The sequence below is a fragment of the Streptomyces sp. NPDC007189 genome, from assembly GCF_040703635.1.
In the GTDB taxonomy this organism is placed as follows: domain Bacteria; phylum Actinomycetota; class Actinomycetes; order Streptomycetales; family Streptomycetaceae; genus Streptomyces.
The window spans coordinates 426,165-450,443 of sequence record NZ_JBEYEY010000005.1 but is presented as its reverse complement, the minus strand read 5'-3'; the positions used below and the strand labels follow the sequence as shown (position 1 = coordinate 450,443).

Annotated in this window: 19 protein-coding genes; 6 read left to right on the top strand and 13 right to left on the bottom strand. The window is 74.3% G+C overall.

Annotated features, from left to right (window positions below):
* The coding region (locus AB0950_RS13930) for a trypsin-like peptidase domain-containing protein (RefSeq protein WP_366778573.1) at nt 1-2,163 on the bottom strand (2,163 nt) is incomplete at its 3' end.
* A gap of 125 nt (nt 2,164-2,288) precedes the next feature.
* Nucleotides 2,289-2,927 (bottom strand): phosphoribosyltransferase family protein, encoded by a 639-nt coding sequence (locus AB0950_RS13925; RefSeq protein WP_360147465.1) that lies wholly within the window; start codon nt 2,925-2,927, stop codon nt 2,289-2,291.
* Between the two features lie 170 nt (nt 2,928-3,097).
* Here AB0950_RS13925 and AB0950_RS13920 point away from each other — a divergent pair, with 170 nt between their 5' ends.
* Nucleotides 3,098-3,865 (top strand): polysaccharide deacetylase family protein, encoded by a 768-nt coding sequence (locus AB0950_RS13920; RefSeq protein WP_360148524.1) that lies wholly within the window; start codon nt 3,098-3,100, stop codon nt 3,863-3,865.
* Between the two features lie 72 nt (nt 3,866-3,937).
* Nucleotides 3,938-4,378 carry an SRPBCC family protein gene (locus AB0950_RS13915; RefSeq protein WP_360147468.1) on the top strand — a complete coding sequence of 147 codons (441 nt, stop codon included), beginning with the start codon at nt 3,938-3,940 and terminating at the stop codon, nt 4,376-4,378.
* 105 nt (nt 4,379-4,483) lie between these two features.
* On the opposite strand, the gene AB0950_RS13910 is transcribed toward AB0950_RS13915, so the two are convergent.
* Entirely contained in the window at nt 4,484-5,950 is a 1,467-nt protein-coding gene (locus tag AB0950_RS13910) for an NCS2 family permease (RefSeq protein ID WP_360147471.1), read from the bottom strand.
* Between the two features lie 657 nt (nt 5,951-6,607).
* Here AB0950_RS13910 and AB0950_RS13905 point away from each other — a divergent pair.
* Together AB0950_RS13905 and AB0950_RS13900 are read left to right on the top strand one after the other, a co-directional pair.
* On the top strand, nt 6,608-8,281 hold the full coding sequence (locus AB0950_RS13905; RefSeq protein WP_360148527.1) for a PucR family transcriptional regulator ligand-binding domain-containing protein: 1,674 nt from the start codon (nt 6,608-6,610) through the stop codon (nt 8,279-8,281).
* 166 nt (nt 8,282-8,447) lie between these two features.
* Entirely contained in the window at nt 8,448-9,215 is a 768-nt protein-coding gene (locus tag AB0950_RS13900; RefSeq protein WP_360147474.1) for a hypothetical protein, read from the top strand.
* Between the two features lie 86 nt (nt 9,216-9,301).
* On the opposite strand, the gene AB0950_RS13895 is transcribed toward AB0950_RS13900, so the two are convergent.
* Nucleotides 9,302-10,090, bottom strand: coding sequence for a GntR family transcriptional regulator (locus AB0950_RS13895; protein ID WP_360147477.1), 789 nt, complete (start codon nt 10,088-10,090; stop codon nt 9,302-9,304).
* A 435-nt stretch (nt 10,091-10,525) separates the two neighbouring features.
* On the opposite strand from AB0950_RS13895, the gene AB0950_RS13890 reads away from it, so the two are divergent.
* Nucleotides 10,526-11,575: a DUF2637 domain-containing protein gene (locus AB0950_RS13890; RefSeq protein WP_360147480.1), complete on the top strand. Its 1,050-nt coding sequence runs from the start codon at nt 10,526-10,528 to the stop codon at nt 11,573-11,575.
* A gap of 138 nt (nt 11,576-11,713) precedes the next feature.
* Here AB0950_RS13890 and AB0950_RS13885 read toward each other — a convergent pair whose 3' ends face one another.
* A complete protein-coding gene (locus AB0950_RS13885; protein ID WP_360147483.1) occupies nt 11,714-12,187 on the bottom strand; it encodes an ATP-binding protein in 474 nt (157 codons plus the stop codon).
* A 358-nt stretch (nt 12,188-12,545) separates the two neighbouring features.
* Nucleotides 12,546-14,114 (bottom strand): protein phosphatase 2C domain-containing protein, encoded by a 1,569-nt coding sequence (locus AB0950_RS13880; protein WP_366778572.1) that lies wholly within the window; start codon nt 14,112-14,114, stop codon nt 12,546-12,548.
* Between the two features lie 508 nt (nt 14,115-14,622).
* On the opposite strand from AB0950_RS13880, the gene AB0950_RS13875 reads away from it, so the two are divergent.
* Nucleotides 14,623-15,603 (top strand): helix-turn-helix domain-containing protein, encoded by a 981-nt coding sequence (locus AB0950_RS13875; protein WP_360147489.1) that lies wholly within the window; start codon nt 14,623-14,625, stop codon nt 15,601-15,603.
* Between the two features lie 59 nt (nt 15,604-15,662).
* Here AB0950_RS13875 and AB0950_RS13870 read toward each other — a convergent pair whose 3' ends face one another.
* The 7 genes from AB0950_RS13870 to AB0950_RS13840 form a co-directional block, all read right to left on the bottom strand.
* Nucleotides 15,663-17,033, bottom strand: coding sequence for a GDSL-type esterase/lipase family protein (locus AB0950_RS13870; protein WP_366778571.1), 1,371 nt, complete (start codon nt 17,031-17,033; stop codon nt 15,663-15,665).
* Nucleotides 17,034-17,387: 354 nt separating this feature from the next.
* Nucleotides 17,388-17,963 carry a methylated-DNA--[protein]-cysteine S-methyltransferase gene (locus AB0950_RS13865; protein ID WP_360570562.1) on the bottom strand — a complete coding sequence of 192 codons (576 nt, stop codon included), beginning with the start codon at nt 17,961-17,963 and terminating at the stop codon, nt 17,388-17,390.
* Nucleotides 17,960-19,354 (bottom strand): AlkA N-terminal domain-containing protein, encoded by a 1,395-nt coding sequence (locus AB0950_RS13860; RefSeq protein WP_366778598.1) that lies wholly within the window; start codon nt 19,352-19,354, stop codon nt 17,960-17,962. The genes AB0950_RS13865 and AB0950_RS13860 overlap by 4 nt, the downstream gene beginning before the upstream one ends.
* A gap of 81 nt (nt 19,355-19,435) precedes the next feature.
* On the bottom strand, nt 19,436-20,566 hold the full coding sequence (gene rsgA, locus AB0950_RS13855; RefSeq protein ID WP_360147498.1) for a ribosome small subunit-dependent GTPase A: 1,131 nt from the start codon (nt 20,564-20,566) through the stop codon (nt 19,436-19,438).
* Between the two features lie 238 nt (nt 20,567-20,804).
* Nucleotides 20,805-21,143 (bottom strand): hypothetical protein, encoded by a 339-nt coding sequence (locus tag AB0950_RS13850; protein ID WP_366778569.1) that lies wholly within the window; start codon nt 21,141-21,143, stop codon nt 20,805-20,807.
* Between the two features lie 55 nt (nt 21,144-21,198).
* Nucleotides 21,199-22,683, bottom strand: a complete 1,485-nt coding sequence (locus tag AB0950_RS13845) for a cellulose-binding domain-containing protein (RefSeq protein ID WP_366778568.1) — start codon at nt 22,681-22,683, stop codon at nt 21,199-21,201.
* Nucleotides 22,684-22,920: 237 nt separating this feature from the next.
* The gene (locus tag AB0950_RS13840; protein WP_360147507.1) at nt 22,921-24,264 is read right to left on the bottom strand and encodes a radical SAM protein; all 1,344 of its coding nucleotides are present in this window, start codon (nt 24,262-24,264) and stop codon (nt 22,921-22,923) included.
* Nucleotides 24,265-24,279 lie beyond the last annotated feature (15 nt).

The following is a 24,279-nucleotide window of genomic DNA, read 5'->3' as shown; positions in this document are numbered from 1 at the left end:
GGTGCGTCCGGTGCGTGCGGCCAGTCCGGTGGGCTCAGCCCGCACCCCCGCGTCCGCCGACGCTCCCGGACCTGCCGGCCCTGACGGATCCTCCGGCGCTTCGGGGTCGGCCGGTGTACCCGGGCCGCCCGGGACGCCGGACGCGGCGGGTGCGGCAGGTGCCTCCGGCGCACCGGCTGTGGTGCGTCCGGTGCGTGCGGCCAGTCCGGTGGGCTCAGCCCGCACCCCCGCGTCCGCCGACGCTCCCGGACCTGCCGGCCCTGACGGATCCTCCGGTACTTCGGGGTCCGGCGGTGTTCCCGGCCCGCCCGGCGCTTCTGGGTCGGCCGGTGTTCGCGGCGCGCCGGATGCAGGGGATGCGGCGGGTCCGGTGGGCCGCGTCCGCTCGCGCGGACCGGCCGGCGCCGCCGAGTCGGCCGGAGTTGCCGGGGCCGCCGGTGCTGCCGGGGCCGTCGGCGCGGCCGGGGCTGTCGGCGTGCCCGGGGTCGTCGGCGTGCCCGGGGTCGTCGGTGCGGAGGCCGAGCAGAAGCCGACGAAGCGGTCCACGGCGGCCTCGGCCCGCACGATGTCGCAGGGGGTGTGCCGCAGGAGGGACAGGGCGTGCTCGTAGAGCCGGTAGGCCTCCATGAGCCGGTCGCCCTGCGCGGCGCGTTCGCGGCACAGCGGCCACTCGGCGCCGACCCGGCCGAGGAGTTCCTCGCGGCGGCGCAGCCGGGCCTCGAGCGCGCCGATCGCCTGCTCCAGGCGCTGCCGGCGGCGGTCGGCGGCGTCCTCGAAGGTGAACAGCAGATCAGCGCGCGCCGGTTCGCGCTCCCGCTCGGGGGTGTGGTCGACCCAGGCGCGCAACATCCGCGTGCGCCGTACGCCCGCCTCGGCCTGCTCCACCAGCTGCCCGGCGCCGGGTCCGGGCAGCACACGGTCCCGGAGCCGGTCGAGGCTCGGCCCCAGCTCCTCGGTGATCCGGTCCAGTTCGGTGTTCAGCCGGCTCCAGCGGTCGCGCAGCGGATGGCGTACGAGCATCTCGTCGGCCTCGTCGGCGCGTACTCCAGGGCGGCGGAAGACCAGCAGCAGCCGCGCCCCTTGCCGGGCGAGCCGGTCCGCCAGGCCCAGCAGGGCGACGGGTTCGGCACACTGGTCGACGCCGACCAGGACGGCGGCGAGCGGGACGCGCAGGGCGCCGAGCCGCTCGGGCCGGATGTCGTCGCGGATGCCCAGGCGGGCGGCGATCCGGTCCATGACGCCGGCGGCCGTCAGTCCCTTGACGTCCAGGGCGAGGTCGTGCGCGCCGGCCGGGGGCACCGTCTCGGGCGGGTCGTGGCTGAAGCCGCTGGTGTTGCGGTCGGTGCGCAGTTCCCGGTCGGCGAGGGTGACGGCCCGGTTCAGGGTCCAGGCGCGGTCGCTGTGCGCGGGGGCGACGGTGACCAGCACGGGCCAGCCCTCGCCCCGGAACCAGGAGGCGAGTTGGGTGGCGAACGGCACGTCCAGCGCGCCGCCCGCGGCGAAGGCTCCGGTGCGCAGCCGGGGGTCGACGGCCTCGGCGCCGTCGGTGCAGGCGGCGACCTGCGGCAGATGGCGCAGGATGGTCTCGGTGGGGCTCATGTAACTGAACCCCTCGTCCACGCCGAGGACGATGCCGATGACCTGGTTGATGCCGTGGTCGACCACTCCCCCGCCGCTGAATCCGGGTGCGGCCAGCTCGCCCTCCGTCAGCGGCCGCAGCTGCACCTGGCTGTCCCGGCCGCGGGCGGCGACGAGGGTGGCACCGTGCCAGCGGCCGGCCTCGTGGCCGGCCGGGAAGCCGTACATGCTCACCGGTCCGTGCGGGGTGGCGAGCCGGTGGAGGCGGGTGGTGTGCGCCGCGGGCAGGGGCTCGGTCAGCCGCAGCAGGGCGAGGTCCCCGCTGAGGTCGCCCCAGCGGTCCTCGTGCGGCGGCACATGCTCGCCCTCGGCCACCGTGCCGGACACCGCGGCGAGTTCGGGCACGCCGACCAGGCGGACGGTGTAGTCCGGGCCGGGCCGGACGACATGGCCCGCGGTGAGGACCTGGTCGGGGGCGAGCAGCACCCCGGCACCGAGGACCCGCCCGTCCGGCGCCTCGATGCGCGCGATCCAGGACGGTGTCCGTAACCACGACTTGACGGCTCGCTCCCCCGTGCGCGTCATGGCCCTGAGGTTACTCCGCGTACCGGCCCGGTACTACTGGTGTGCACGGGGGCGTTACGCAAGAAGGGGACGGGAGTCCGCCGACAGACACCGGCGAGGCGGGGTGCAACACAGCACGCGCTCCCTCAACGCCCCAGCGCCGCCAGCACTTCCGTGTCCGAGAGCTGCTCGAAGTCCTCGTACCACTGCCCCACCGCGCTGAACCCGGCCGGCTGGTGCGGGCACACGACCCTGTCGGCCTCGTCGGCGAGCCGCCGCACGGAGTCCGGCGCGCCGACGGGCACGGCGAGGATGAGATGCGCGGGCCCCCGGCGCCGTACGTGACGCAGCGCCGCACGGGCGGTGGCGCCGGTGGCCAGGCCGTCGTCGACGACGATCACGGTACGGCCCGCCGGATCCGGCGCCGGACGGCCGCCGCGGTAGCGCTCCTCGCGGCGGCGCAGCTCCTGCCGTTCGCGTTCGACCAGCGGGGCCATGGATTCCTCGGTCAGTCCGAGCCGTTCCAGGGTGCCGGCGTTGTAGAGGGGCGGGTCGTCCCCGATGAGCGCGCCGACGGCGAACTCCTGGTGGTGCGGGGCGCCGATCTTGCGGACGACGAGGACGTCGAGCGGCGCGTCGAGGGCGCGGGCGATGGGCTCGGCGACGGCGATGCCGCCGCGCGGCAGGGCGAGGACGAGGGGATCGGCGAGGGCGCCCTCGGCGCACAGGTCGCTCAGCAGTCCGGCGAGTTCCCGCCCGGCGTCGGCACGGTCCCGGAAGCGCATGGCCGTCCTCCTTCGCGGTGCCTCTCCTTCCATGGTGCAACCGGTCGGGCGGGCGCGGCACGCGGAGCATGCGGGGATATTCGAACGCCCGAACTATACACTGAGTGTATAGTCACCGCATGCCTCAATCGACCGACAAGATCCCGACCCCGCAGCACGCGACCAGGAAGATGCGCGAAGCCGCCCGGAGGTTGCGTCCGGCCGCGCTCGCCTCGGCCGCCCTGGGACTGGCGCTCACGCTGTCCGGCTGTGCCCAGGTCGACACGACCGCACCGAGCACCGCGCGGGCCGCGGCCGCACACGGCGCCCCGGCGAGGTTCGGGACCGTCGACTGCCGCGAGGCCAAGTGCATCGCGCTCACCTTCGACGCCGGCCCCAGCGAGAACTCCGCGCGTTTGCTCGACATCCTCAAGCAGAAGAAGGTCCCGGCCACCTTCTTCCTGCTCGGCAAGAACCACATCGAGAAGTACCCGCAGCTGGTCAAGCGGATGGCCGCCGAGGGTCACGAGGTGGCGAGCCACACCTGGGACCACAAGATCCTCACGCGGATACCGGACGCGCAGATACGCGAGGAACTCAAGCGCCCCGACGACGCGATCGAGCGGCTCACCGGACGCAGGCCCACGCTGATGCGCCCGCCGCAGGGCCGTACCGACTCCAACGTGCACGAGATCGCCGAAAAGGAGGGCCTGGCGGAGGTGCTGTGGAGCGTGACCGCCAAGGACTACACCACCGAGGACTCGGCGCTCATCACCAAGCGGGTCCTGGACCAGGCCTCGCGCGACGGGATCATCCTGCTGCACGACATCTACCGGGGGACCGTGCCCGCCGTGCCCGGCATCATCGACGCGCTGAAGGCGCGCGGCTACGTCTTCGTGACGGTGCCTCAGCTGCTCGCCCCCGGAAAGCCGCAACCGGGCAAGGTGTACCGGCCCTGACGCCACCACCCGACCGGGTCCGGCGCGGGCCGAACGTCCGGCGTGACGGCCGGCATTGCCTACGATCGTGCCGTGCCGATCTTCTCCCTCTCCCGTACGGCCCCGCTCCCCCTCGACGAGGCGTGGCGCCGGCTCACCGAGTGGCCCCGCCACGCCGACGCGGTCCCGCTGACCCGGATCCGGGTGCTCACCCCTGGGCCCACCGGCGTGGGGACACGCTTCGTGGCCCGGACCGGCGTGGGTCCGCTGGCCCTCGACGACGTGATGGAGGTGACGGTGTGGCGCCCGCCGGCCGACGGCGAGGGCGGGAGATGCCGCCTGGAGAAACGCGGCCGGGTGCTGCTGGGCTGGGCGGAGATCGAGGTCCTGCCGGGTCCCGGGGGCCGCAGCCGGGTGCTGTGGCGCGAGGAGGCGCGCGTGCGCTTCCTGCCCCGCGCCGTCGACGCCGTACTGGAGGCACCGGCACGGTACGTCTTCGGACGCGCCGCGAACCGGCTGCTCAGGCGGGCGTGAACCGGTCCCCGGCGCCGCGAGGAGACGCGGGACCGGTAGGGACACAGGGACGTGCGACGGGTCGGCGGTCGTCCGCCGGCCCGTCGCCGCCTCCCGGCGGGGCGGCTAGTGCACGCCCAGCAGTTCCCGGACCGGGTGCAGGGAGAAGTAGACGACGAACAGCACCGTCAGTCCCCACATGAAGGCGCCGATCTCCCGCCACTTGCCCTGCGCGAGCTTGATGACGACGTAGGAGATCACACCGGCGGCGACGCCGGGGGTGATCGAGTAGGTGAACGGCATGATCACGACGGTGAGGAAGACCGGGATCGCGACGGAGCGGTCCGCCCAGTCCACGTGACGGGCGTTCATCATCATCATCGCGCCGATGGTGACCAGGGCGGCCGAGGCCACCTCGCGCGGCACGATCGCCGTGATCGGCGTGAAGAAGAGACACAGGGCGAAGAAGCCGCCGGTGACCACCGAGGCCAGTCCGGTGCGGGCGCCCTCGCCGACGCCGGTCGCGGACTCGACGAACACGGACTGGCCGGAGCCGCCCACGACACCGCCGACGACACCGCCGGCGCCGTCGATGAACAGCGCCTTGGACAGGCCCGGCATCCGGCCGCGCTCGTCGGCGAGCTTGGCCTCGGTGCCGATGCCGATGATGGTGGCCATCGCGTCGAAGAAACCGGCGAGCACGAGGGTGAAGACGATCATGGTGACCGTCATGTAGCCGACGTCGCCCAGGCCGCCGAAGGACACCTTGCCGATGAGCGAGAAGTCCGGCATGGACACGGCGCCGCCGTGCAGCGCCGGGCCCTCGCCGTTGGCCCAGGACTTGTCGTCCACGAGCCCGAAGGCGTTGACGACCAGCGCGAGCAGGGTGCCGGTGACGATGCCGATGAGGATGGCGCCCGGGACGTTCCGGGTCTGCAGCGCGAAGATGAGCAGCAGCGTGACGGCGAAGAGCAGAACGGGCCAGCCGACGAGTTCGCCCTTGTCGCCCAGCGTCACGGGGGTCGCCGTTCCGGCGTGCACGAACCCGGCCTTGACCAGTCCGATGAACGCGATGAACAGGCCGATGCCCATCGTGATGCCGTGCTTGAGCGGCAGCGGGATCGCGTTCATGATCATCTCACGCAGGCCGGTGACCACCAGGAGCATGATCACGACGCCGTACGCGACGCACATGCCCAGGCCCTGGGCCCAGGTCAGGGTCTTGGTTCCCATGACCAGACCGGCCAGCACACCGGAGACCGAGAGTCCGGCGGCCATGGCGAGCGGCACCTTGCCGACCCAGCCCATGAGGAGAGTGGTGGCCGCCGCGCCGAGCGCGGTGGCCGTGATGAGCGCCTTCTGACTCAGGGAGTCGCCGGACCTGTCCGCGCCGCTGAGGATCACGGGATTGAGCAGAAGGATGTACGCCATCGCCATGAAGGTGGTGACGCCACCGCGGACCTCGGTCGCGACGGTGGATCCTCTTTCGGATATGTGGAAGTACCGGTCGAGCCACGACCTGCCGGCCGAGGGGCGCGAACCCGCGCCCGCGTCCTCGGCGGTGGTCGTCGGCTCCACTGACTGCTGGGTCATGGTGCCATCTCCCAAGGTTCATAGGGACACCCGCACACCTGCTGTGTCAGGTACGGGATTTGGGAATGGACGACCCGGGGGACGGCCCGAGACGAACAAAGGGGTGGTGCTTCGGGGCCCGCGAGCGGTGCGGAACCGAAGGGGGTTCCTCCGGGCGGCGCGGCGGAGTGTGTGACGTTCCCTGCGCCGCCAGGAGAGCTGTGGGGTTGTTACGCGGTCCCGTACGGTGGCCGGGCCGCACCGGAGTGCGGCCGGACTCCGGCCCGGTCGCGTCCCGGATCGCCGCGAGGACGGCCGGCGGGGCGCAGGAAGTCCATGACCGGCTCTCTTCTTGGTCTCGGGGGGGCGTACGGATCGAGCCACTCCGCGGGCGGCGGATCCGGCTCGTTCACGTCCTGTTCACGTGGAGTGGACTCAGTACACCGTCCAGCGCTCCGGCCGGGTCAGTCACCGAAAACATGAAGGAGTTGGCTGGCCACGGCGGGCATCTTGTAGATTCGTATGAACGGAGGTCGTCGGTCACCTCTCCGATTTCCCGCAGAACCGCAGGAAACAGTGCGGAGACCCCGGAGACGCCCAGTGCTCCGATTCCGGGTGACTCCCCCGTCACCCTCCAAGATCATCGTAGGTTTCGAGACAAAGAACGGCGGCGACGAGATGCGGCTGCGCGCACTTCTGGACACCGATGCGCTGGGCCTGCGGCTGCTCGGCGGCGAGGAGGAGCTGGACCGGTCGGTGCGCGGGGTCATGACCACCGACCTGCGCGACCCGAGCCGTTACCTCTCCGGGGGCGAGCTGGTGCTCACCGGCCTGGCCTGGCGCCGGGACGCCGACGACTCCGAGCCGTTCGTACGGATCCTGGTGCAGGCGGGGGTGGCGGCGCTCGCGGCCGGCGAGGCGGAGCTGGGCGACATACCCGACGACCTGGTCGTGGCCTGCGCCAAGCACCGGCTGCCGCTGTTCGCGGTGCACGAGTCCGTGGCGTTCGCGACGATCACCGAGCACGTCGTACGGCAGGTCTCCGGCGAGCGCGCCGGCGACCTCGCGGCGGTGGTGGACCGGCACCGGCGCATGATGACCTCGGGCCCGGCGGGCGGCGGCCCGGACGTGGTCCTCGACCTGCTCGGCTCCGACCTGGACCTGCGCGCCTGGGTGCTGGCCCCGACCGGGCGGCTGATCGCCGGCTCCGAGGCGCACGGCCCGGCGCTGTCCGCGGAGACCTGCGCGAAGCTCGCCGCCGAGCACCTGGCGGCCACCCGCACCGGCCGGCGCGGCCCGCACCGGGTCCTGCTGGGCGGCGCGACGTACTCGCTGTTCCCGATCCGCTCCTCCGGCCGCTCCCCGCAGGGCGCCCGCGACGTGCGCGAGACGGTGCTGTCGGACTGGCTGCTGGCCGTCGAGGCGGACGCCGGCGACTGGCCCGAGGAGCGCCTGGACCTGCTGCAGGGCGTCACCCAGCTGATCGCCGTCGAGCGGGACCGGCGGGACGCGGCGCGCACGGTGCGGCGCCGGCTCGCCCAGGAGGTGCTGGAGCTGGTCCAGACGGGCGCCGCGCCGGCCGAGATCGCCGCCCGCCTGAGAGTGGCCGCCCCGGTGCTGCTGCCCGGCCTCGGCGCGGCCCCGCACTGGCAGGTCGTGGTGGCCCGCGTGGAGTGGGAGGGCGGAGAGGTCGAGGGCGGCCCGGTCGCCCAGTCCCTGCTGGAGGAGATCCTCGTCGACCCGCTGGCGACCGGCCCGGAGCCGTCGGACCGGATCGCCGTCGCGCACACCGGCGACGAGGCGATCGCCCTGGTGCCGCTGCCCGCGGTCGCCGCCGAGCACGACGGCTCGGAGACCGGCCTGCTGGCCGACTCCCTGCTGCGGTCGGTGCGCGAGACGCTGTCCGCGGGCCTGAACGACGACGGCCGGCTCACCCTCGGCGTCAGCGCGGCCGTGCACTCCGCCGAGGCGCTGCGCGGCGCCCTGGAGGAGGCCCGGCACGCCCGCCGGGTCGCGGCCGCCCGGCCGGGCCGGGTCTGCGCCGCCGGGCACCAGGAGCTGGCCTCGCACGTGCTGCTGCTCCCCTTCGTCCCGGACGACGTCCGCCGCGCCTTCACCGCCCGCCTGCTGGACCCGCTCAGGGAGTACGACCGCCGCCACCGGGCCGAGCTGATCCCGACCCTGGAGGCCTTCCTCGACTGCGACGGCTCCTGGACCCGCTGCGCCACCCGGCTCCACCTGCACGTCAACACGCTGCGCTACCGGGTGAGCCGGATCGAGCAGTTGACGGGACGGGACCTGTCGCGCCTGGAGGACAAGCTCGACTTCTTCCTCGCCCTGCGCATGAGCTGAGGTCAGCGGGGCGCGGGGCGGCTTGACCCGGCCATGCCCGCGCCCCACCACTTTGTGAAATCTTTCACCCACCCTCTTGGCCCGGCCCCGCGATTGGTGCTGGAATGCCGCCACCACTCAACAGCTCGATGGCGTGCTCGGGGAGGGCAACGTGGCGCATCCCGCCATGTCTGGTAACGGAACGACCGCCGGTGACGATCCTCTCCAGACCGCGGTATGGCGGCTGCGCTCGCGGGCCTGCTGGGCGGACGCGGCGGCCCTGCTGCCGCCGGACACCCCCGCCACGGCCCTGCAGCGGGCCACGCTGCTCGTCGAACGGTGCCTGTACACCGAGCGGGGCTGGGCGGACGCCGAGGACGCCCTGCGGACGGCGGAGGCGCTCGCGCACACCGACGAGGAACGGGGGGCGGCCGCCTGCGAGCGCGGCCAACTCGCCTACACCGCCACGCTGCACGGGGTCCGGGACCGCGCGGACGAGGCGCGGGCCGCGCTGGGGCGGGCTGCGGCGCTGATCCCTCCGGGGGCGCCGTTGCGGGCCCTGCTGGACTTCCGCCGAGGCCTGATCGCCGAGAACCTGACCCGTTCCCCGCAGGCGGCGCGCGCCGCGTACCGCCGGGCGCACGCGGGCGCCACCGCGCACGCGGACGCGCTGCTGCTGTCCTTCACCTGGCGCCACCTCGCCGGACTCGCCCTGCGGGACGGGGAGTTGGCCGAGGCCCGGCACGGGTTCGCGGAATCCCTGCGGATCCGCGAGGAACTGGGCTACCTGGTGGGCACGGCCCCCGCGCTCGCCTCCCTGGCCGACGCCGAGTCCGAACCGGAGGCGTCCCGCCTGCGCGAGGAGGCCCGGCGCCTGTTCCGCCTCCTCGGCGGCGTACCGACGTGGCTGGCCCGGCAGTTGTCCCCGCCTGCGCCGGGGGTGGCTACGGCGTAGGGGCGGGTGGGTGCCGCCTCGTCGCCGGGTGCGGGTCGGTGGGGGGTACTCGCGCAGTTCCCCGCGCCCCTTCGGGGCGCTTCCCCTCAGCTCGCGCCCGCGAAGTGCTCGGTGACCAGTCCCCGGACCACATCCAGATCACGGGCGATCAACGCGTCCAGCAGCGCCATGTGTTCGGCCGCGTCGGCGACCAGGTACGCCCGCCCCTGCCGCACCGGCGGCCACTGGGCGCGGCGGTGCAGGTCGGAGGCGATGCGGACCAGCTGCTCGTTGCCGGACAGGGCGAGCAGCGCGCGGTGGAAGGCCCGGTCGGACTCGGCGTACGCCGCCGGGCAGCCGGACGCCGCCGTACGTGCCGTCTCCTCCGCGAGCGGACGCAGTTCGGCCCACCGTTCCCCCGGCACGGTCCGGACCAGCCGCAGCATCACCGGCACCTCGATGAGCGCGCGCACCTCCGCCAGCTCGGCCAGCTCCCGCGCCCCGCGCTCGACGACCCGGAAGCCACGGTTGGGCACGACCTCGACGGCGCCCTCCAGGGCCAGCTGCTGCATGGCCTCGCGCACGGGCGTCGCCGAGACGCCGAACCGGTCGCCGAGCACCGGCGCCGAGTAGACCTCGCCCGGCCGCAGCTCCCCGGTCACCAGTGCCGCACGCAGCGCGTCCAGGATCTGCCCCCGTACCGAGGAACGCTGCACCGCGGGCCGCGCCCCGGGGATGGGCCGCTCACCGTGCGTGTGCTCGCCCCGGGCCGCGGGCACGGCGGTGTCCCGCTCGCGGAAGCCGTCGAGGGCGTCCGCCGCGCGCGCCTGCACGGGCACCCGGGTCTCGCCGGGCGGGGTCCCCGCGCCGGCGGAGCCCTGCGCGCTCTGCTTCACGGGTCCCTCCTGGCGGCTTGTCGGCACTTGGGTCATTAACGGCGGGTTGTCGTTTCTCCGTCAAGCACCATAGGCCGCCGAGGCGCCAGGTCAAACTCACCGAGGGGTAGCCGAGGCAAGCCTTGCCTAAGTCCGCCGCACCGCGCGGCGTCCACTAAGATCATCGCCGGTACGGCCACCCGCACACCTCACCCCCTCCGACAGGTGATTCACAACTTCCTCACCGGTCACGGGAACTTTCCGAGGAACCACCCGTACGGGTAGTCTTATTCGAACTCAACTCCCGCCCCTCACGCGGAAGTTCGAGCAGAACGCCGTCCTGGGCATCCCCTTGCGCTTTCTTGGCGGCCTCTTGCCCCGAAACCCCCTGAGGGCCCTCGGGAGTGGGCCACTATGGCGGGCGTTACGCCCTATCCCCATGCAAGGGACCCTCTGATGAGACTGACCGACATATCGCTGAACTGGCTGCTTCCGGGCGCCGTACTGCTCCTGGGCATGCTGGTCGCGGTGGCGGTGCTCGCGCGCGGCAAGCGCACCTCCGGGGAGAACGCGAGCGCGGACGACTCGTGGGAGCGCAGCGAGGAGCGCCGCAGGCGCAAGGAGGCCATTTACGGCACGGCCTCCTACGTGCTGCTGTTCTGCTGTGCGGCGGTCGCGGCCGCCCTGTCCTTCCACGGCCTCGTCGGCTTCGGCGAACAGAACCTGGGGCTGACCGACGGCTGGCAGTACCTGGTGCCGTTCGGCCTGGACGGCGCGGCGATGTTCTGTTCCGTGCTCGCGGTGCGCGAGGCCAGCCACGGCGACGCGGCGCTCGGCTCCCGGATACTCGTGTGGATGTTCGCCGCGGCGGCGGCCTGGTTCAACTGGGTGCACGCGCCCCGCGGCGCCGCCCACGCGGGAGCGCCGCAGTTCTTCTCCGGCATGTCGCTGTCGGCGGCCGTGCTGTTCGACCGGGCGCTGAAGCAGACCCGCCGGGCCGCCCTGCGCGAGCAGGGCCTGGTGCCGCGTCCGCTGCCGCAGATCCGCATCGTGCGCTGGCTGCGGGCCCCCCGCGAGACCTACAGGGCCTGGTCGCTGATGCTCCTGGAGGGCGTGCGCAGCCTGGACGAGGCGGTCGAGGAGGTCCGCGACGACAAGCGGCAGAAGGACCAGCAGCGGCAGCGCCGGCGCGAGCAGCAGCGCATCGAGCGCGCCCAGCTGAAGGCCATCAGCCGGGGCCACCGCGGCTTCGTGGGCCGCGGCGGCCGGCAGGTCGAGGTCGAGGTGCAGGCGGTCGAGCGCGGCCCCGCCCCGGCGACCGCGGAGCCTGCCATATCGACCGCGGAGCAGCTGCCCGTACGCGCCCGCCCCTCCCTGCAGCCGGTCCGCAGCGCGTCCGCTGAGCCGGTGACCGTCGACCTCACCGCCGAGGACGACACCATGGCGCTGCCGCGCCTGGACTCCCTGGAGCGCAAACTGAAGGACCTGGAGCAGCAGTTCGGCTAGGACGGCCACACGGCGCGGGCCGGCTGCAAGCACCGCTCACGACGGGCCGGGGGCGTGACCGCATGGGTCACGCCCCCGGCCCGTGCGGTCACGCCCCTGAGCCGACGTGCCCGCCGTACCCGCCGTGCCGGCCGTGTGTCACGCCGCCTCGGCGCCCAGTTCGAACCACACCGACTTGCCCACCCCGTGCGGCCGTACGCCCCAGGCGTCCGCGAGGGACTGCACCAGCAGCATGCCCCGTCCATGGGTGTCCTCGTCCGAGCCCGGGCCGGTCAGCTCGGGTCTGCGGGCCACGAAGTCCCGTACCTCCACACGCAGTCCGCCCGGCTCCACGACCGCGGTGAGGACCGCGTCGTCGTCGGTGTGGACGAGCGCGTTGGTGACCAGTTCGCTGGTGAGCAGTTCGGCGATCTCCGAGCGGCCCGGCTTGCCCCAGTGCCGCAGCAGTTCGCGCAGCTCCCGGCGGGCCTCGGGCACCGCCCTGAGATCGGCCCGGCCCAGCTTGCGCCGCAGCCGGTGTGCGTGTGCTCTGATGGTGCCGGCCTCTTCCCCCGTCGCCGCCGAGGAGCCCCCGACGACCGCGGGACCGCCCCCTCGTGCCTGACTCTTCATGACCCCCGCCCGCACGCCGCTGGACCCTGCCCCTCCTGGTCGAACACGTTCACGGAGGATGCTTGCCCAGCGCGCACACAGCCAGTCATCACCCGTGCGCGATGACCGGCGGTTCGGCCACGGCCGTACGGCGCCCGGGGCGCCCGCCGGGCCGTGCCGCGCCCGGCGCGCCGGCCCTCCGCACGGCGCGGGCCGCCTCGAACGCCCCGGGACGCCCAGGCAGATGCGCCCGGCACCGGCCGTCGGCACACCGTCACACGCCGTGAAACTGGCCGAAATCCGCTCCCAGGCACCGGGTTTCCGCACGGGCGCGACGCGTGGCGCAGAGCCCGCACCCCTGGACGCACTGGGGAAACGGTCACGCCTCCCACACGGCCGCCGCCGTACGGTCGTCGGCGTAGCCCTTCACCCGCACCTGGGCGTCGGCGAGGAACGCGGCGAGCCCCGGCGGGGTCCGGCCGGACCAGCGGCGGGCCAGGTAGGCGCAGAGGGCGGCCTCGCCGCGCAGCGGATCGGCCAGGCCCGCGGTGCACATCACCAGGGCGTCGCCCGGGCGGGCTGTCGAGGCGCGGAACCGGAAGGGCTCCCGGGGCGGCTCGGGCGCCGGCTCGTACGGGCTCGGCGGGGTCGGGATGCCGAAGTCCATGGTGAGCCGGTCGCCGTCGGGGGTCTCCGCGGGGGCCGAGCCGAAGCCGGCCACGGGTACGCCGGTGCCGGCCTCGGCAGTGACCTGTGGCTCGATGTCCTGCCACGCGCCGTCGCGCAGCCGGAACAGGCCCCCGCCGCCGACGCCGAAGAACACGCGGGTACGGCAGCCGGGGTCGGCGGGCAGCAGCAGGCAGCGCAGGCTCGCCGTGTACTCCTCGGGGTCGACGCCCCGTTCGGCGGCGCTCGCACGCAGCTTGCCGAGGCTGCGGTCGGTCAGCCGGTTCAGGCCCGACTTCAGGTCACCGCGCCGGGCCGTCCGGATGTCCTCCACGAGCCGGTGATGGCTGCGGCCGACGGCCCGCCCGATCCACCGGCACGCCTCGGCCGCCGCCAGATGCGCGTCCGGGGCGCCGCGCACCCCGGTCGCCATCGCGACGAGCACCAGCGCGTTCTCGCCCGTCCCGAACCGCGCGGTCAGCAACGAGTCCCGCCGCGGCTCGCCCCGGAACCGCGCCGAGTCCCCCCGCAACGACACCGCCCGCACCGTGCACGCCCCGTACCGCGCCCCGTCCAGCACCGTATCCGCGACCAACTCCCCCAGCCCGTCCGGATCGGCGACCGGCAAGGCGGTGGGCTCCGGGTCGTAGGTGGGCGGCCCTGAACCGACGTAGTCGATGGAGGAGGGGGGTGTGGGTGGGGTGGGGTGGGGGGTCGTGCTGTTGGGGGTGGTGGCGATCGCGGCGGCCGGGGGCGCGGCGGTGGGGGCGGGGGCCTGCCGCTGTTCGGCGGGCGGCGCGGGCGGCGCGGAAGCAGCCGGGGGGACCGGGGCGTGCGGTTCTCGCGCAGGCTGTTCGGTGGGCGGCGCAGGGGGGTTCGGTTCCGTCGGAGGAAGAGGCTCGCGGGGTTGCTGTCCCGTCGGCCGGGGTGCGGTCGGGCGGCGGGGTGGCGGTACGTCGGTGGAGGCGGCCGGAGAGACTGGAGGGGGTGGGGCGGGCGGGGTCTCGGGCGCGCGTTGGGCCGGCAGTACGGGCTCCCGGTGAGGCGGTGCCGGTGCCGGGGGATCCTCGGAGGCCGTGCCGCCCTTGGTGCCGTCGCCGGGGCCGGTCCGCGTGGGCGGTGGTGTCAACGGGCGGCCCGTCACCGTGCGCTTGGCGGAGGCGAAACGGTCGTCCAGGGAATCGGCCGCGGCCGCCGGCCCCGTGTCCGCGGTGGAGTCGTCGTACAGCTGTCCCCACCAGTCGTCCTCGGGACGGGCGGGTCTTCCCCCCTGCTGGCTCATGCCCCTAATTGTCCACCGCGGGGGCCGTCTGAAAACGGGGCATCGGGAAAAACCGGCGCACCCGGCACCGTCGAACGGCGCGTCGAGTGAGGGGCGGAACAACCGTACGAGCGGCGGCAGATGGGGGAAAGTGGCCGCCGGGCGGCCCCACCCCCCACGGGAGGACCGCCCGGCGGCGTCCGAAGTGGCCCGGCCCCGGATCCCCTTCGTGTGGCTCGCACACGTCCGGGCCCGGGCCACGGCCCAGGACGACCGGGGCCGTAACAGGGCACCCGGCCGACTGGCCTGATTGTGGCTTGGTTTCCTGGGACGCGGCTGTACATCCGGTGCACGCTCGCGTTCCGTGATGCTGCCACCTTGGCAGAGTCACCACGTGTACGGCGATGATGTTGCGCGGCGGGTTTGCGCCGTGGCCGGTTTCCGCCAATCGGGGCCGTCATGGCAGCTTCTCGGTGGCGAGTTCTCGGGCCCGGCGCCGGGCCTGTTCCAGGGGAGGGGACGTGAGCCGATGCTGGCGGCGATAGGGCTGGACGAGACGCACGAGGCGGCGTACAGGGCGCTGGTGTCCGTGGGCGCGGCCGACGTGACCGATCTGGCGCGGCGCCTGACGCTGTCGGAGCCGGAGGCGGAGCGGGCGCTGCGCCGCCTGGAACGGCAGGGGCTCGCCGCGCAGTCCCCGGCGCGGCCGGGCCGCTGGGTGGCCGCGCCGCCCGGCGTGGCCCTGGGCGCGCTGCTCACCCAGCGGCGGCACGAGCTGGAGAAGGCGGAGCTGACGGCGGCGCTGCTGGCGGAGGAGTACCGGGCGGCGGCGGCCGAGCCCGCGGTGCACGACCTGGTCGAGGTGGTGACCGGCGCGGCGGCGGTCGCCCAGCGCTTTCTGCAGCTGCAGCTGGGGGCGGCCGAGGAGGTGTGCGCGCTGGTCACCGGCAATCCGGTGGTCGTGTCCGGCGTGGAGAACGAGGCGGAGGAGCAGGCGGCCGGGCGCGGGGTGCGCTACCGGGTGGTGGTGGAGCGCGCCGTGCTGGAACTGCCGGACGGGTTCGCCGAGTTGTCGGCGGCGCTGGCCCGCGACGAGCGGGTGCGGGTGGTGGACCGGGTGCCGACCAAGCTGGTGATCGCCGACCGGTCGCTCGCGATGGTGCCGCTGACCTCGCGCACGGCGGAGCCGGCCGCGCTGGTGGTGCACGCCAGCGGGCTGCTGGAGCTGCTGGCCGGGCTGTTCGAGTCGGTGTGGCGGGAGGCGCTGCCGCTGCGGCTGGAGGGGTCCGGGGTGGTGGAGGAGGAGCCGGACCGGCCCGACGCGACGGATCTGGAGGTGCTGTCGCTGCTGCTGGCCGGGCTGACCGACGCGAGCGTGGCCAAACAGCTCGACCTGGGCCTGAGGACCGTGCAGCGCCGGGTACGGCGGCTGATGGAGCTGGCCGGGGTGACGACCCGGCTGCAGCTGGGCTGGCACGCGTACGAGCGGGGCTGGGTGACCCGCGCGTAGGCTCCGGCCGCGCCCCCGCCTTCGTGGTCGTCGTGCACCAGACACCCCCGTCGCGCGCCTCACGCCCCACTTCGTCCCACCAGGGACCCGCCCCGCACCGTCACCCGGTGCAGCGCGCGCAGCACGACGCGGGCGAGCTTCGCCATGCCCGTGTCGTTGAAGTGCAGGTGGTCTCCGGGGTCGTAGGCCGTGCCTAGGCGGGTCGGGTCGGCCGGGTCGCGCAGGGCGGCGTCGGCGTCGGCGACCGCGTCGAAGGCGCCGCCGGTGCGAATGAAGGCGTTCACCCGCCGCCGTACCGCCTCGCGCGCGGCGGTGTAGGCCGGGAAGCCCCGGTACGGCGTGAGGGTGACGCCGACGACCCGGACGCCCCGGGCGTGGGCGCGGGCGACGAGCGCGCGGTAGGCGTCGGCGTACGCGGAGACGTCGTCGGCCGTCGGGATGCCCTTGATGTCGTTGATGCCTTCCAGGACGACCAGCACCCGCACCCCGGTACGGTCCAGGGCGTCGGCGTCCAGGCGGGCGAGGGCGCTCGGTCCGGCGCCGCCCCGGAGCAGGCGGTTGCCGGAGATCCCGGCGTTGAGGACGCCGAGCCGGTCCGCGCGGAGGCGGTCGGCGAGCCGGTCGGGCCAGCGGCGGTTGGTGTCGGGCGTGGAGCCGTTCCCGTCGGTGAGGGAGTCGCCGAACGCGACGACGCTGCCGGTGGCGGGGCCGAGGACGTCGACGCCGGTGACGTAGTACCAGCAGCCGACCATCGTGGTGTAGGCGGCGCCGTCCTCGTCGGCGGCCCGGCCCGCACCCTGCGGGGCGACGTAGCTGGTCTGCAGGGCGGTCTGGTGGAAGGTGGCGGGGCCGTCGTCGCCGGGGGTGGCCACGGTGACGAGCAGGTCGGCGGCGGGCCGGACGCGCAGCGGCACCGGGTCGGTGACCGTGTCCTCGCCGGGCGGGACGGTGACCGTACGGGCGCCGCCGAACGTGGCGACGCGCAGGGTGCCGGGCACCGCGCCGGGACCGGCCGCCCGCACCGCGACGGTGACCGGGCCGAGCCGCAGCGGCCCGCTGCCGAAGCGGTTGCTGAGCCGCACGCGCACGGCCCTGCCGCCAGCGCTGAGGTGGACCACGTTGCGCACAGCGGCACCGGGCAGCGCGGCGGCGGCCCCCGACGGCGCGCTCTCCCAACTCCCGGTCCAGCGCCCCGGCGACGTCTCGGTCCGGAGGCCGCCCGCCCAGCGCACCGGCGGCCCCTCGACCCTCCGCCCGACCGCCCAGCCAACCGGCTCCACCCCCCGTCCGGCGGTCGCGGCCCGCGAGACCGCCCCACCCCCCGGACCGCCGGCCCAGGCCCGCGGGCCCGGCGCCGCGGCGGCCGGGTGTGCCGGACCCGGCAGCATCGCCAGTACCAGCACCGCGAGGATCCGCCCGACCCCGGTCATCCGCGCACCCGACCTTCCCCGTCGCCCGTCGGAGGAGACCGTGCCACACGGCCGGGCCGTGCCACCGCACCCTCGGCGGCCGTCCACCCACTCGGCGCAACCGGGCGTAGGACGGCAGCCCTGGGTCATGGAGCCGGTGTGCCAGGTGGGCGGTATCACCGAATGCGGCGAGGCGGAACGCACGTATCCGGCGTCGCAGCGGCTGGGCCGCATGGCCACCGTCGACCGGCACGGCCGGCCCCGGGCGAACCCGTCCACGACATCGCGAGCGTGCGGCCCTGGCGGGTGCGCGGCGTCGACATCCGCGGCGAGGCCGAACAGTAGCCGAGCCGCCCGAGGCCGACGGGTCCGGCATCAGCCGGCCGGCCCCGCGTGGTCGCTGCGCGCGGCCGGACCACCCGCGGACGACGTCGCCTGCGCGGTGTCCGTGAGCGCGCCCTCGAGGGTCAGCAGCCACACCTTCCGTTCGACGCCGCCCGCGTACCCGGTCATCGCCCCGTTCGCGCCGATGACCCGGTGGCACGGGCGCACGATCAGCAGAGGGTTGGCGCCGATCGCGCCGCCGACGGCGCGCACCGCCGCGCGGGAGGCACCGGTCCGCGCGGCGATCTCCCCGTAGGTGACGGTGGCGCCGTACGGCACCTCGTCCAGGGCCGCCCACACGCGCTGCCGGAACTCCGTGCCGTGTGCGTTCAACGGAAGCCGGAAGTCCTTGAGTTCACCGGCGAAGTAGGCGGCCAGCTGCTCCGCTGCCGCCCGGAACGGGCCCGCGTCGCACCGCCATCCGTCCCCCGGGTTCCGCAGGCTCTCCGCGCTCCGCCCGCCCTTCTGCCCGGGTACGGACAGCGAGGTGAGCGCCCCGTCCGCGTCGGCGGTGAGCAGCAACCGGCCCACAGGAGAGCCGAGTTCGGTCCAGTAGCCGGTCGTCATCGGCTCCACTCCCCCGCCACGCGCAGATGCTGGACGGCGTACGAGCGCCAGGGCCGCCACTCGTCGGGCACCTCCGCGCCGGGCGGGGCGACGTCCGGGTCGCCGAGGGCGCGCACGCGGACGGCGGCCACGGTGGCCGGGTCCATGCCGGGCAGGGCGAGCAGGGCCTCCTGCGCGTCGTCCCGGTCGGCGCCCGGATCGAGTCGTACGGTGCCGTCGGCCAGGGCGGCGGCGAGCGCACCCAGCGGGCCGTCGGGCTCGGCCTCGGCGAGGACGGCGGCCTCGGGGAAGAGCCGGGTGAGGCTGCCGCAGGGCGCGTCGAGCACCTTGCCGTACCGCCGCACCAGTTCCTCGGCGCCCTCCTTCCCGGCCAGGGCCCGGACGGCGGGCTCCAGCGGGTCCACGGCGCCGGGCGAGCGCAGTCCGGGCCGGGCGGCGACCAGCGGGCAGAGCCGCGGGTCGGCGCAGAGCCGCTCGTCCACGGCGTACGGGTCGGCGTCGAGGTCGAACAGGCGCCGCAGCCGCTGCACCGCGGTGGTGAGGTCCCTGGGGTCGGTGAGGTGCAGCCGCGCGTCGAGCCAGCCGCCCGGACGGGTGCCGGTCCCCGGCCTCGGCGTCCGGATGCGCTCCGCCACGGCGACGATTCCTGTGCCGTACGGCAGCCGCAGCGTGCGCCGGTAGGTACGGCCGCCCGGCGCGCCGGAGACCTCCTCGACCCCGGCCAGCGCCTCCCGCGCGAGCTGGTCGAAGACGGCGCCGGCCTGGTAGGGGCCGCGATGGGCGAGCCGCAGCGGGATCCCGGCGCCCGGTGCCGCCCCGCGGCCGCCCCGGCGCCGGGGTGCGGCCGCCCGCAGCTGGGTCGGGGTGGAGGCGTACACCTCCCGTACGGTGTCGTTGAACTGCCGCACGCTGGCGAACCCGGACGCGAACGCGATCTCGGTGACCGGCAGCTCGGTGGTCTGCAGCAGCACCCGCGCGGTGTGCGCCCGCTGCGCCCGGGCGAGCGCCACCGGCCCGGCGCCCAGCTCGGCGGTCAGCTGCCGCTGGACCTGCCGTGCGCTGTAGCCGAGCCGCGCGGCGAGCCCGGCGACGCCCTCGCGGTCCACGACGCCGTCGGCGATCAGCCGCATGGCCCGCCCGACGACGTCCGCCCGCACGTTCCACTCCGCCGAACCCGGCACGGCGTCCGGCCGGCACCGCCGGCAGGCCCGGAACCCGGATCCCTGCGCGGCGGCGGCCGTCGGGAAGAACCGCACGTTGTGCCGCTTCGGCGTCACCGCCGGGCAGCTGGGCCGGCAGTAGATGCCGGTGGTCTCGACGGCGAAGAAGAACACCCCGTCGAACCGCCCGTCCCGGCTGCGCACCGCCTCGTACCTGGAGTCCTCGTCCATCACGCTTCCCAGTGTCGGACGCCGGAGGGGGCCCGGCTAGCGGAAAACGGACATGACGGTGGCGGACCGGGCGCGGGGCGCCTACTCCCAGCGCCCCCGCTTGAACTCCATCGCGGCCTTCCCGGCGGCGCCCCTCCGTTTCCAGTCCCGGCGCAGTTCCGCGCGGACCCGCGCATCGGTCTTGGCGACGATCCACTGGTTCTCGCGCACCAGTTTCCGGTAACTCTCCAGCCGCCGCGGCGCGAGGTCCCCGCTCTCCACGGCCGACCGGACCGCGCAGTCCGGCTCGCTCTCGTGGGCGCAGTCGTGGAAACGGCACCGCTCGGCCAGTTCCTCGATCTCGGTGAACACCTGGCCGACCCCGCTCTCGGCGTCGTACAACCCGACGCCCCGCAGCCCGGGGGTGTCGATGAGGACCCCGCCGGAGGGCAGGGCGAGCAGGTTGCGGGTGGTCGTGGTGTGCCGGCCCTTGCCGTCGACGTCCCGCGCCGCCCGTACGTCCATGACGTCCGCGCCGACCAGGGCGTTGGCCAGCGTGGACTTGCCCGCGCCGGACTGGCCGATCAGCACCGAGGTGCCGGCGCCGACGAGCGCGACGAGGACGTCGAGCCCCTCGCCGTGCAGGGCACTGACGGTGAGCACCGGCACGCCGGGCGCGCTCGTCTCGACGTCCTGCACCAGGTGGGCGAGGGTGACCGGGTCCGGCACCAGGTCCGCCTTGGTCAGCACGACGACCGGCTGGGCGCCGGACTCCCAGGCGAGCGCGAGGAACCGTTCGACCCGGCCGAGGTCGAGGTCGACGGCGAGGGAGACGGCGACGACGGCGTGGTCGACGTTGGCGGCGAGGATCTGCCCCTCGGACCGCTTGGAGGAGGTGGACCGCACGAAGGCGGTGCGGCGCGGCAGATACGCGCGGACATAGCGCGGGTCGCCCTCGGGGTCGACGGCGACCCAGTCCCCCGTGCACACGACCCTCATCGGGTCCCGGGGCACGACGAACTCGGTGTCCGCGCGGACGGTCCCGTCCGCGGTGACGATGTCGCACTGGCCGCGGTCGACCCGCACGACACGGCCGGGCAGACAGCCTTGCCCGGCATAGGGGGCGAACTCGGCTTCCCAGCCGTCGTCCCAGCCATAGGCGGCAAGGGGGTACGACGAATCCGCAGAAGAAGCCGGATCCGAAAAGGAAGAAGAAAAACCGGAGAAACTCAAGGGGAACCCTTCACACGGGCGGCCCCGGCTCCGCGCAGGTGTGCGCTGTGAGAAAGGTCAGCCGGAGCCCACGGAGGTGCAGTGGATGATCTTCTGGTTGCGGGCAGCGCCCATCACAGAGACAGCCATCGGTCACACCTCCCGTTCCCCACTCAGTGGACAGCGGCAGCCAATGGCCGCCGTGCGAAGTTGACCTCACCATAGAGCGGCACACACCCGGGTGCCACCGATTTACCGGTCAGTCGTTTTGGGCCCACGAGGCGTGCAGGTCCTCACAGCAGACGGTGAAGCGCCTTACGCCCGAGTACCTGATGCGCAGGCCGGAGTCGTGCTTGAACTTGTTGGGCGCGAAGTCCAGGACCAGCCCGCCGCTCTTGTCGGTGGCGAGGTGGACCCCGGCCAGTTCCAGATCCTTGACACAGCGGGTGGCGCCCGCGATGTCGTAGTGGCCGGGGTCGGTGGCGAAGGTCCGGGCGCCCGGGGGCAGTTCGGCGCACAGACGCGGCAGCTCGGCCAGGTAGGCCCTCGGACCCAGGTGGAAACCACCGTCGTCCCAGACGGCCGTGACGTACTTCATTCGCAACCTTCCGCGGCACATCGCCTGCGTGTGGCTCCGGCGAGGCCGTAGGCGCTCAGCCCGTCGCGCACGGCGCCCCGTTGAGGGTGAAGCCGTACGGGGAGCGGTTCCTCGTCTGCCAGGTGCCGATGAAGCCGAAGGACAGGGTGCCGTGGGCGGTGACGGCCTTGTCGTAGTCGGTGGCGGTGGCGGTGACGCGGGAGCCGTTCTGGTGGACGGTGGCGTCCCAGATCTGGCCGACCTGCTGGCCGTCGCGGAAGGACCAGGACACGCTCCAGCCGTCGAGGGCCCGGTCGGTGGTGACGCTGACCGCGGCCTGGAAGCCGTCCCGCCACTGGTCGACGAGGTGGTAGGCGACCCGGCAGCCGGCCGCGGGGGCGCTGCTGCGGGCGGGGACCGGCGTGTGGGCGGCCGAGGAGGTGCTGCCCTGGGGTTCGGGGGCGGGCTTCCCGCCGCCGGAGCGGGTGGCCGTGGGCGTCGCGGAGGGGGTGGGGGTGGGGGTGGGGGCAGGCGGCGAGGCCGGGCGGGTGGGGGTGCGGGGGACGCTGGGGTCGGCGATCGGCTGCCGGTCGTCGCGGGCGGCGGCGCTGTCGTCGCCGGAGCCGCCGAACGGCATCATCGACACCCCCAGCGCCAGCGCCGACAGCAGCACGGCCGCGGCCAGCAGCCCGCCGCGCAGCGCCCGGTGGCGGCCGGCGCCGGCCTCCTCCGGATCACCGCCCGCCGCCTCGGCGCCGGGGCGGCCCCCGCCGAGGCGGACCTCGGCGGCGCGCCGGCGGCGTTCCAGGTAGGCGAGGCCGCCCCAGCCGATGACCCCTCCGGTCAGCGCGGCGGGCAGTCCGCCGCCGTGCAGGCGCAGGCACGCGGCGGCCTCGGCGCAGCGCACGCAGGTCGCGAGGTGCCGGGAGAGGTCGTCGGGGGTGTCGGCGGCCGGCGAGCGGGTGACCGCGTCGAGCAGGCGGGCGTAGGAGCGGCACTGAGCGTCCATCGGGGTGTCCAGATGGGCGCGGTGGCAGCGGTCCCGGAACAGGGTGCGGACCTGGTCGAGTTCGTCGGCGACGGTGGCCGGGTCCAGGCCGAGCCGGCGGGCGACGGTGGGCAGCGGCAGCGCCTCCACCTCGGCGAGCCACAGCAGCGCGGCGTCGGCCTCCTGCAGGTCCCTCAGGCCCCGCAGGGCGACCGGCCGCTGAAGCGGCGGCCCGGAAAAGCGGGCGGCGTTGCCGGAGTTGAGCCACAGCCTCAGGTCGGGGTCGAGCTTGTGGCCCTGGCCGTCGGCCTCCCAGCCGGCGGCGGTGTCGCGTACGGCGGTGAGCAGCGCCGGAATCGTGGGCAGCCGCTGGGTGCGGCGGCCCGCGCCGCGCACATGGGTGCTGGCGGCGGCGCGGACCTCGCGCATGCCGAGCGCGAACGCCTCGTTCGCCAGTTGGTGAGCCGTCAGGGACCCGGAGGTGCACAGGTCCGCGTAGCTGAGCACCGCGTCCCAGCCTTCCGAGAACAGCGCGGCCTCGGTGGCGTCCTTGGGGGTCGGCAGGTCGGGCATCGGACTCCTGCATCCACGAGCGAGGGCAACTCACCAGAGAGGGAAGGGAGTTGCGGGGTACCTCGCGGCAGGACACAGAGCCTTTCACGTCCCTGACACAACTGACAAGCGGCCTGTTCAGATCCGGTTACCGACGGTGGCGACCGGGATGCGTGACGCGACGGGCCCGCGACTCCGGCCTCCTGTACGGACGCCGGAGCCGCTTCGCTCACCGCGCGGCCGGACCGGTGCGCGGGATCACACCTCGGCCGGCGCCTCCGCGGCGTCCGCCACCGGTTCGTCCGCCGGCAGGCTGTCCATGAAGGAGCTGACGGAGAAGACGGCGCGGCCGGGTCCGGGCGGGCCGTATCCGGGCGGGGAGGACAGCCCGAAGTCGTCCATGGTCTGGCGGTAGGCCTGGAGCAGCCGGATGTGGTACTCCAGCGGGGCGCCCTGCGGATTCGCCTTGCCGAGCGGGGTGGTGGGCTCCGGGCACCAGGTGGTGAAGCGGGGCGTGATGCCGTGCGACATGAAGAAGCGCAGGCCCTCGGTGGTCGACGCGATCGCCTCGTCCACCGTCGTGAAGCCGAACGGCTCGGCCATCTCCACGCCCGCCACGAAGTTGGGGATCACGTTGCGCGCGCCGAACACCTCCGCGGAGTCCAGGATGCGCTTGTGCCACTCGTCCCGGCCGACGTACCGCTCCTTGCCGGGGCAGTACAGCTCGAACAGGCGCCGGTCCCACACCTCGAAGTTGGGGTGGTAGATCTGCACGCCGTAGTCCTTGAACCGCTGCACGTCCGGCTTCGGCAGCGCCTGGGCGACGACCTTGCCGATCCAGCGGCCGGGGAAGCGCTCCTCGATGGCCTTGGCGTAGTGGCCGTAGAAGTCGGCCTCGTCGCGGCCCGCCACCTTGGAGGTGATCGCGCCGCCGGTGAGGGTGTAGGCGGTGGAGGCCTTCTGGGTGTCGTACCGGTCGATGATCTCGAGGGCCTCCAGGACCTCCTCGACGTCCTTGACACCGGTGTACGGCCGCCCGGCCGCCTTGTGCTGGCGCCAGTTGTGGTTGATGTCGCAGTACTGGCACTCCTCCTTGGCGCCGAAGTACTGGCAGACCCGGAAGACGGTGAGGTAGATCAGGTAGCCCCACTGGATGGTCGGGGCCACCTCCATCACGGACTTCCCGTTGGACAGGGTGTGCCGGTAGTACTCCGGCATGGGCGGCACCCCGACGTCGGCGATGCGCCTGCCGTCGAGGTAGAGGCCGAGCAGCCCTTCCTCGTCGGCCGCCACCCGGTACGGCGAGGCCGGGTTCACCCGCACGGAGACGACGGTGCGGCGCAGGTCGTACGGACCGCCGGTGAGGATGATCTCCTCCGGCGGGCGGCGCAGCGCGGCCTCGCCCAGTTCGGGCAAAGTGCCGTGGTCGAAGGAGAAGATGAAGTACGACTTCGGTTTGACCTCGCCGTCCTCGTTGTCGCTGAGGGCGGACGGGTCGAAGGCGACGCCCCCGCGGAGCAGGTCCTCCTTGAAGACGGCCTCCCGTGGCACATGCGGGAACCGCTCCATCAGATCCTCGACCAGCGCGGTACGACTGCCCATCCGTCTGTCTCCTCC

What these genes read in the sequence shown, in the direction of transcription:
- AB0950_RS13925 (WP_360147465.1), bottom strand. Translation starts at nt 2,927, where the DNA reads ATGCGCTTCCGGGACCGTGCCGACGCCGGGCGGGAACTCGCCGGACTG.
- AB0950_RS13920 (WP_360148524.1), top strand. Translation starts at nt 3,098, where the DNA reads ATGCGCGAAGCCGCCCGGAGGTTGCGTCCGGCCGCGCTCGCCTCGGCC.
- AB0950_RS13910 (WP_360147471.1), bottom strand. Translation starts at nt 5,950, where the DNA reads ATGACCCAGCAGTCAGTGGAGCCGACGACCACCGCCGAGGACGCGGGC.
- AB0950_RS13905 (WP_360148527.1), top strand. Translation starts at nt 6,608, where the DNA reads ATGCGGCTGCGCGCACTTCTGGACACCGATGCGCTGGGCCTGCGGCTG.
- AB0950_RS13900 (WP_360147474.1), top strand. Translation starts at nt 8,448, where the DNA reads ATGTCTGGTAACGGAACGACCGCCGGTGACGATCCTCTCCAGACCGCG.
- AB0950_RS13890 (WP_360147480.1), top strand. Translation starts at nt 10,526, where the DNA reads ATGAGACTGACCGACATATCGCTGAACTGGCTGCTTCCGGGCGCCGTA.
- AB0950_RS13885 (WP_360147483.1), bottom strand. Translation starts at nt 12,187, where the DNA reads ATGAAGAGTCAGGCACGAGGGGGCGGTCCCGCGGTCGTCGGGGGCTCC.
- AB0950_RS13880 (WP_366778572.1), bottom strand. Translation starts at nt 14,114, where the DNA reads ATGAGCCAGCAGGGGGGAAGACCCGCCCGTCCCGAGGACGACTGGTGG.
- AB0950_RS13875 (WP_360147489.1), top strand. Translation starts at nt 14,623, where the DNA reads ATGCTGGCGGCGATAGGGCTGGACGAGACGCACGAGGCGGCGTACAGG.
- AB0950_RS13870 (WP_366778571.1), bottom strand. Translation starts at nt 17,033, where the DNA reads ATGACCGGGGTCGGGCGGATCCTCGCGGTGCTGGTACTGGCGATGCTG.
- AB0950_RS13865 (WP_360570562.1), bottom strand. Translation starts at nt 17,963, where the DNA reads ATGACGACCGGCTACTGGACCGAACTCGGCTCTCCTGTGGGCCGGTTG.
- AB0950_RS13860 (WP_366778598.1), bottom strand. Translation starts at nt 19,354, where the DNA reads ATGGACGAGGACTCCAGGTACGAGGCGGTGCGCAGCCGGGACGGGCGG.
- AB0950_RS13850 (WP_366778569.1), bottom strand. Translation starts at nt 21,143, where the DNA reads ATGAAGTACGTCACGGCCGTCTGGGACGACGGTGGTTTCCACCTGGGT.
- AB0950_RS13845 (WP_366778568.1), bottom strand. Translation starts at nt 22,683, where the DNA reads ATGCCCGACCTGCCGACCCCCAAGGACGCCACCGAGGCCGCGCTGTTC.
- AB0950_RS13840 (WP_360147507.1), bottom strand. Translation starts at nt 24,264, where the DNA reads ATGGGCAGTCGTACCGCGCTGGTCGAGGATCTGATGGAGCGGTTCCCG.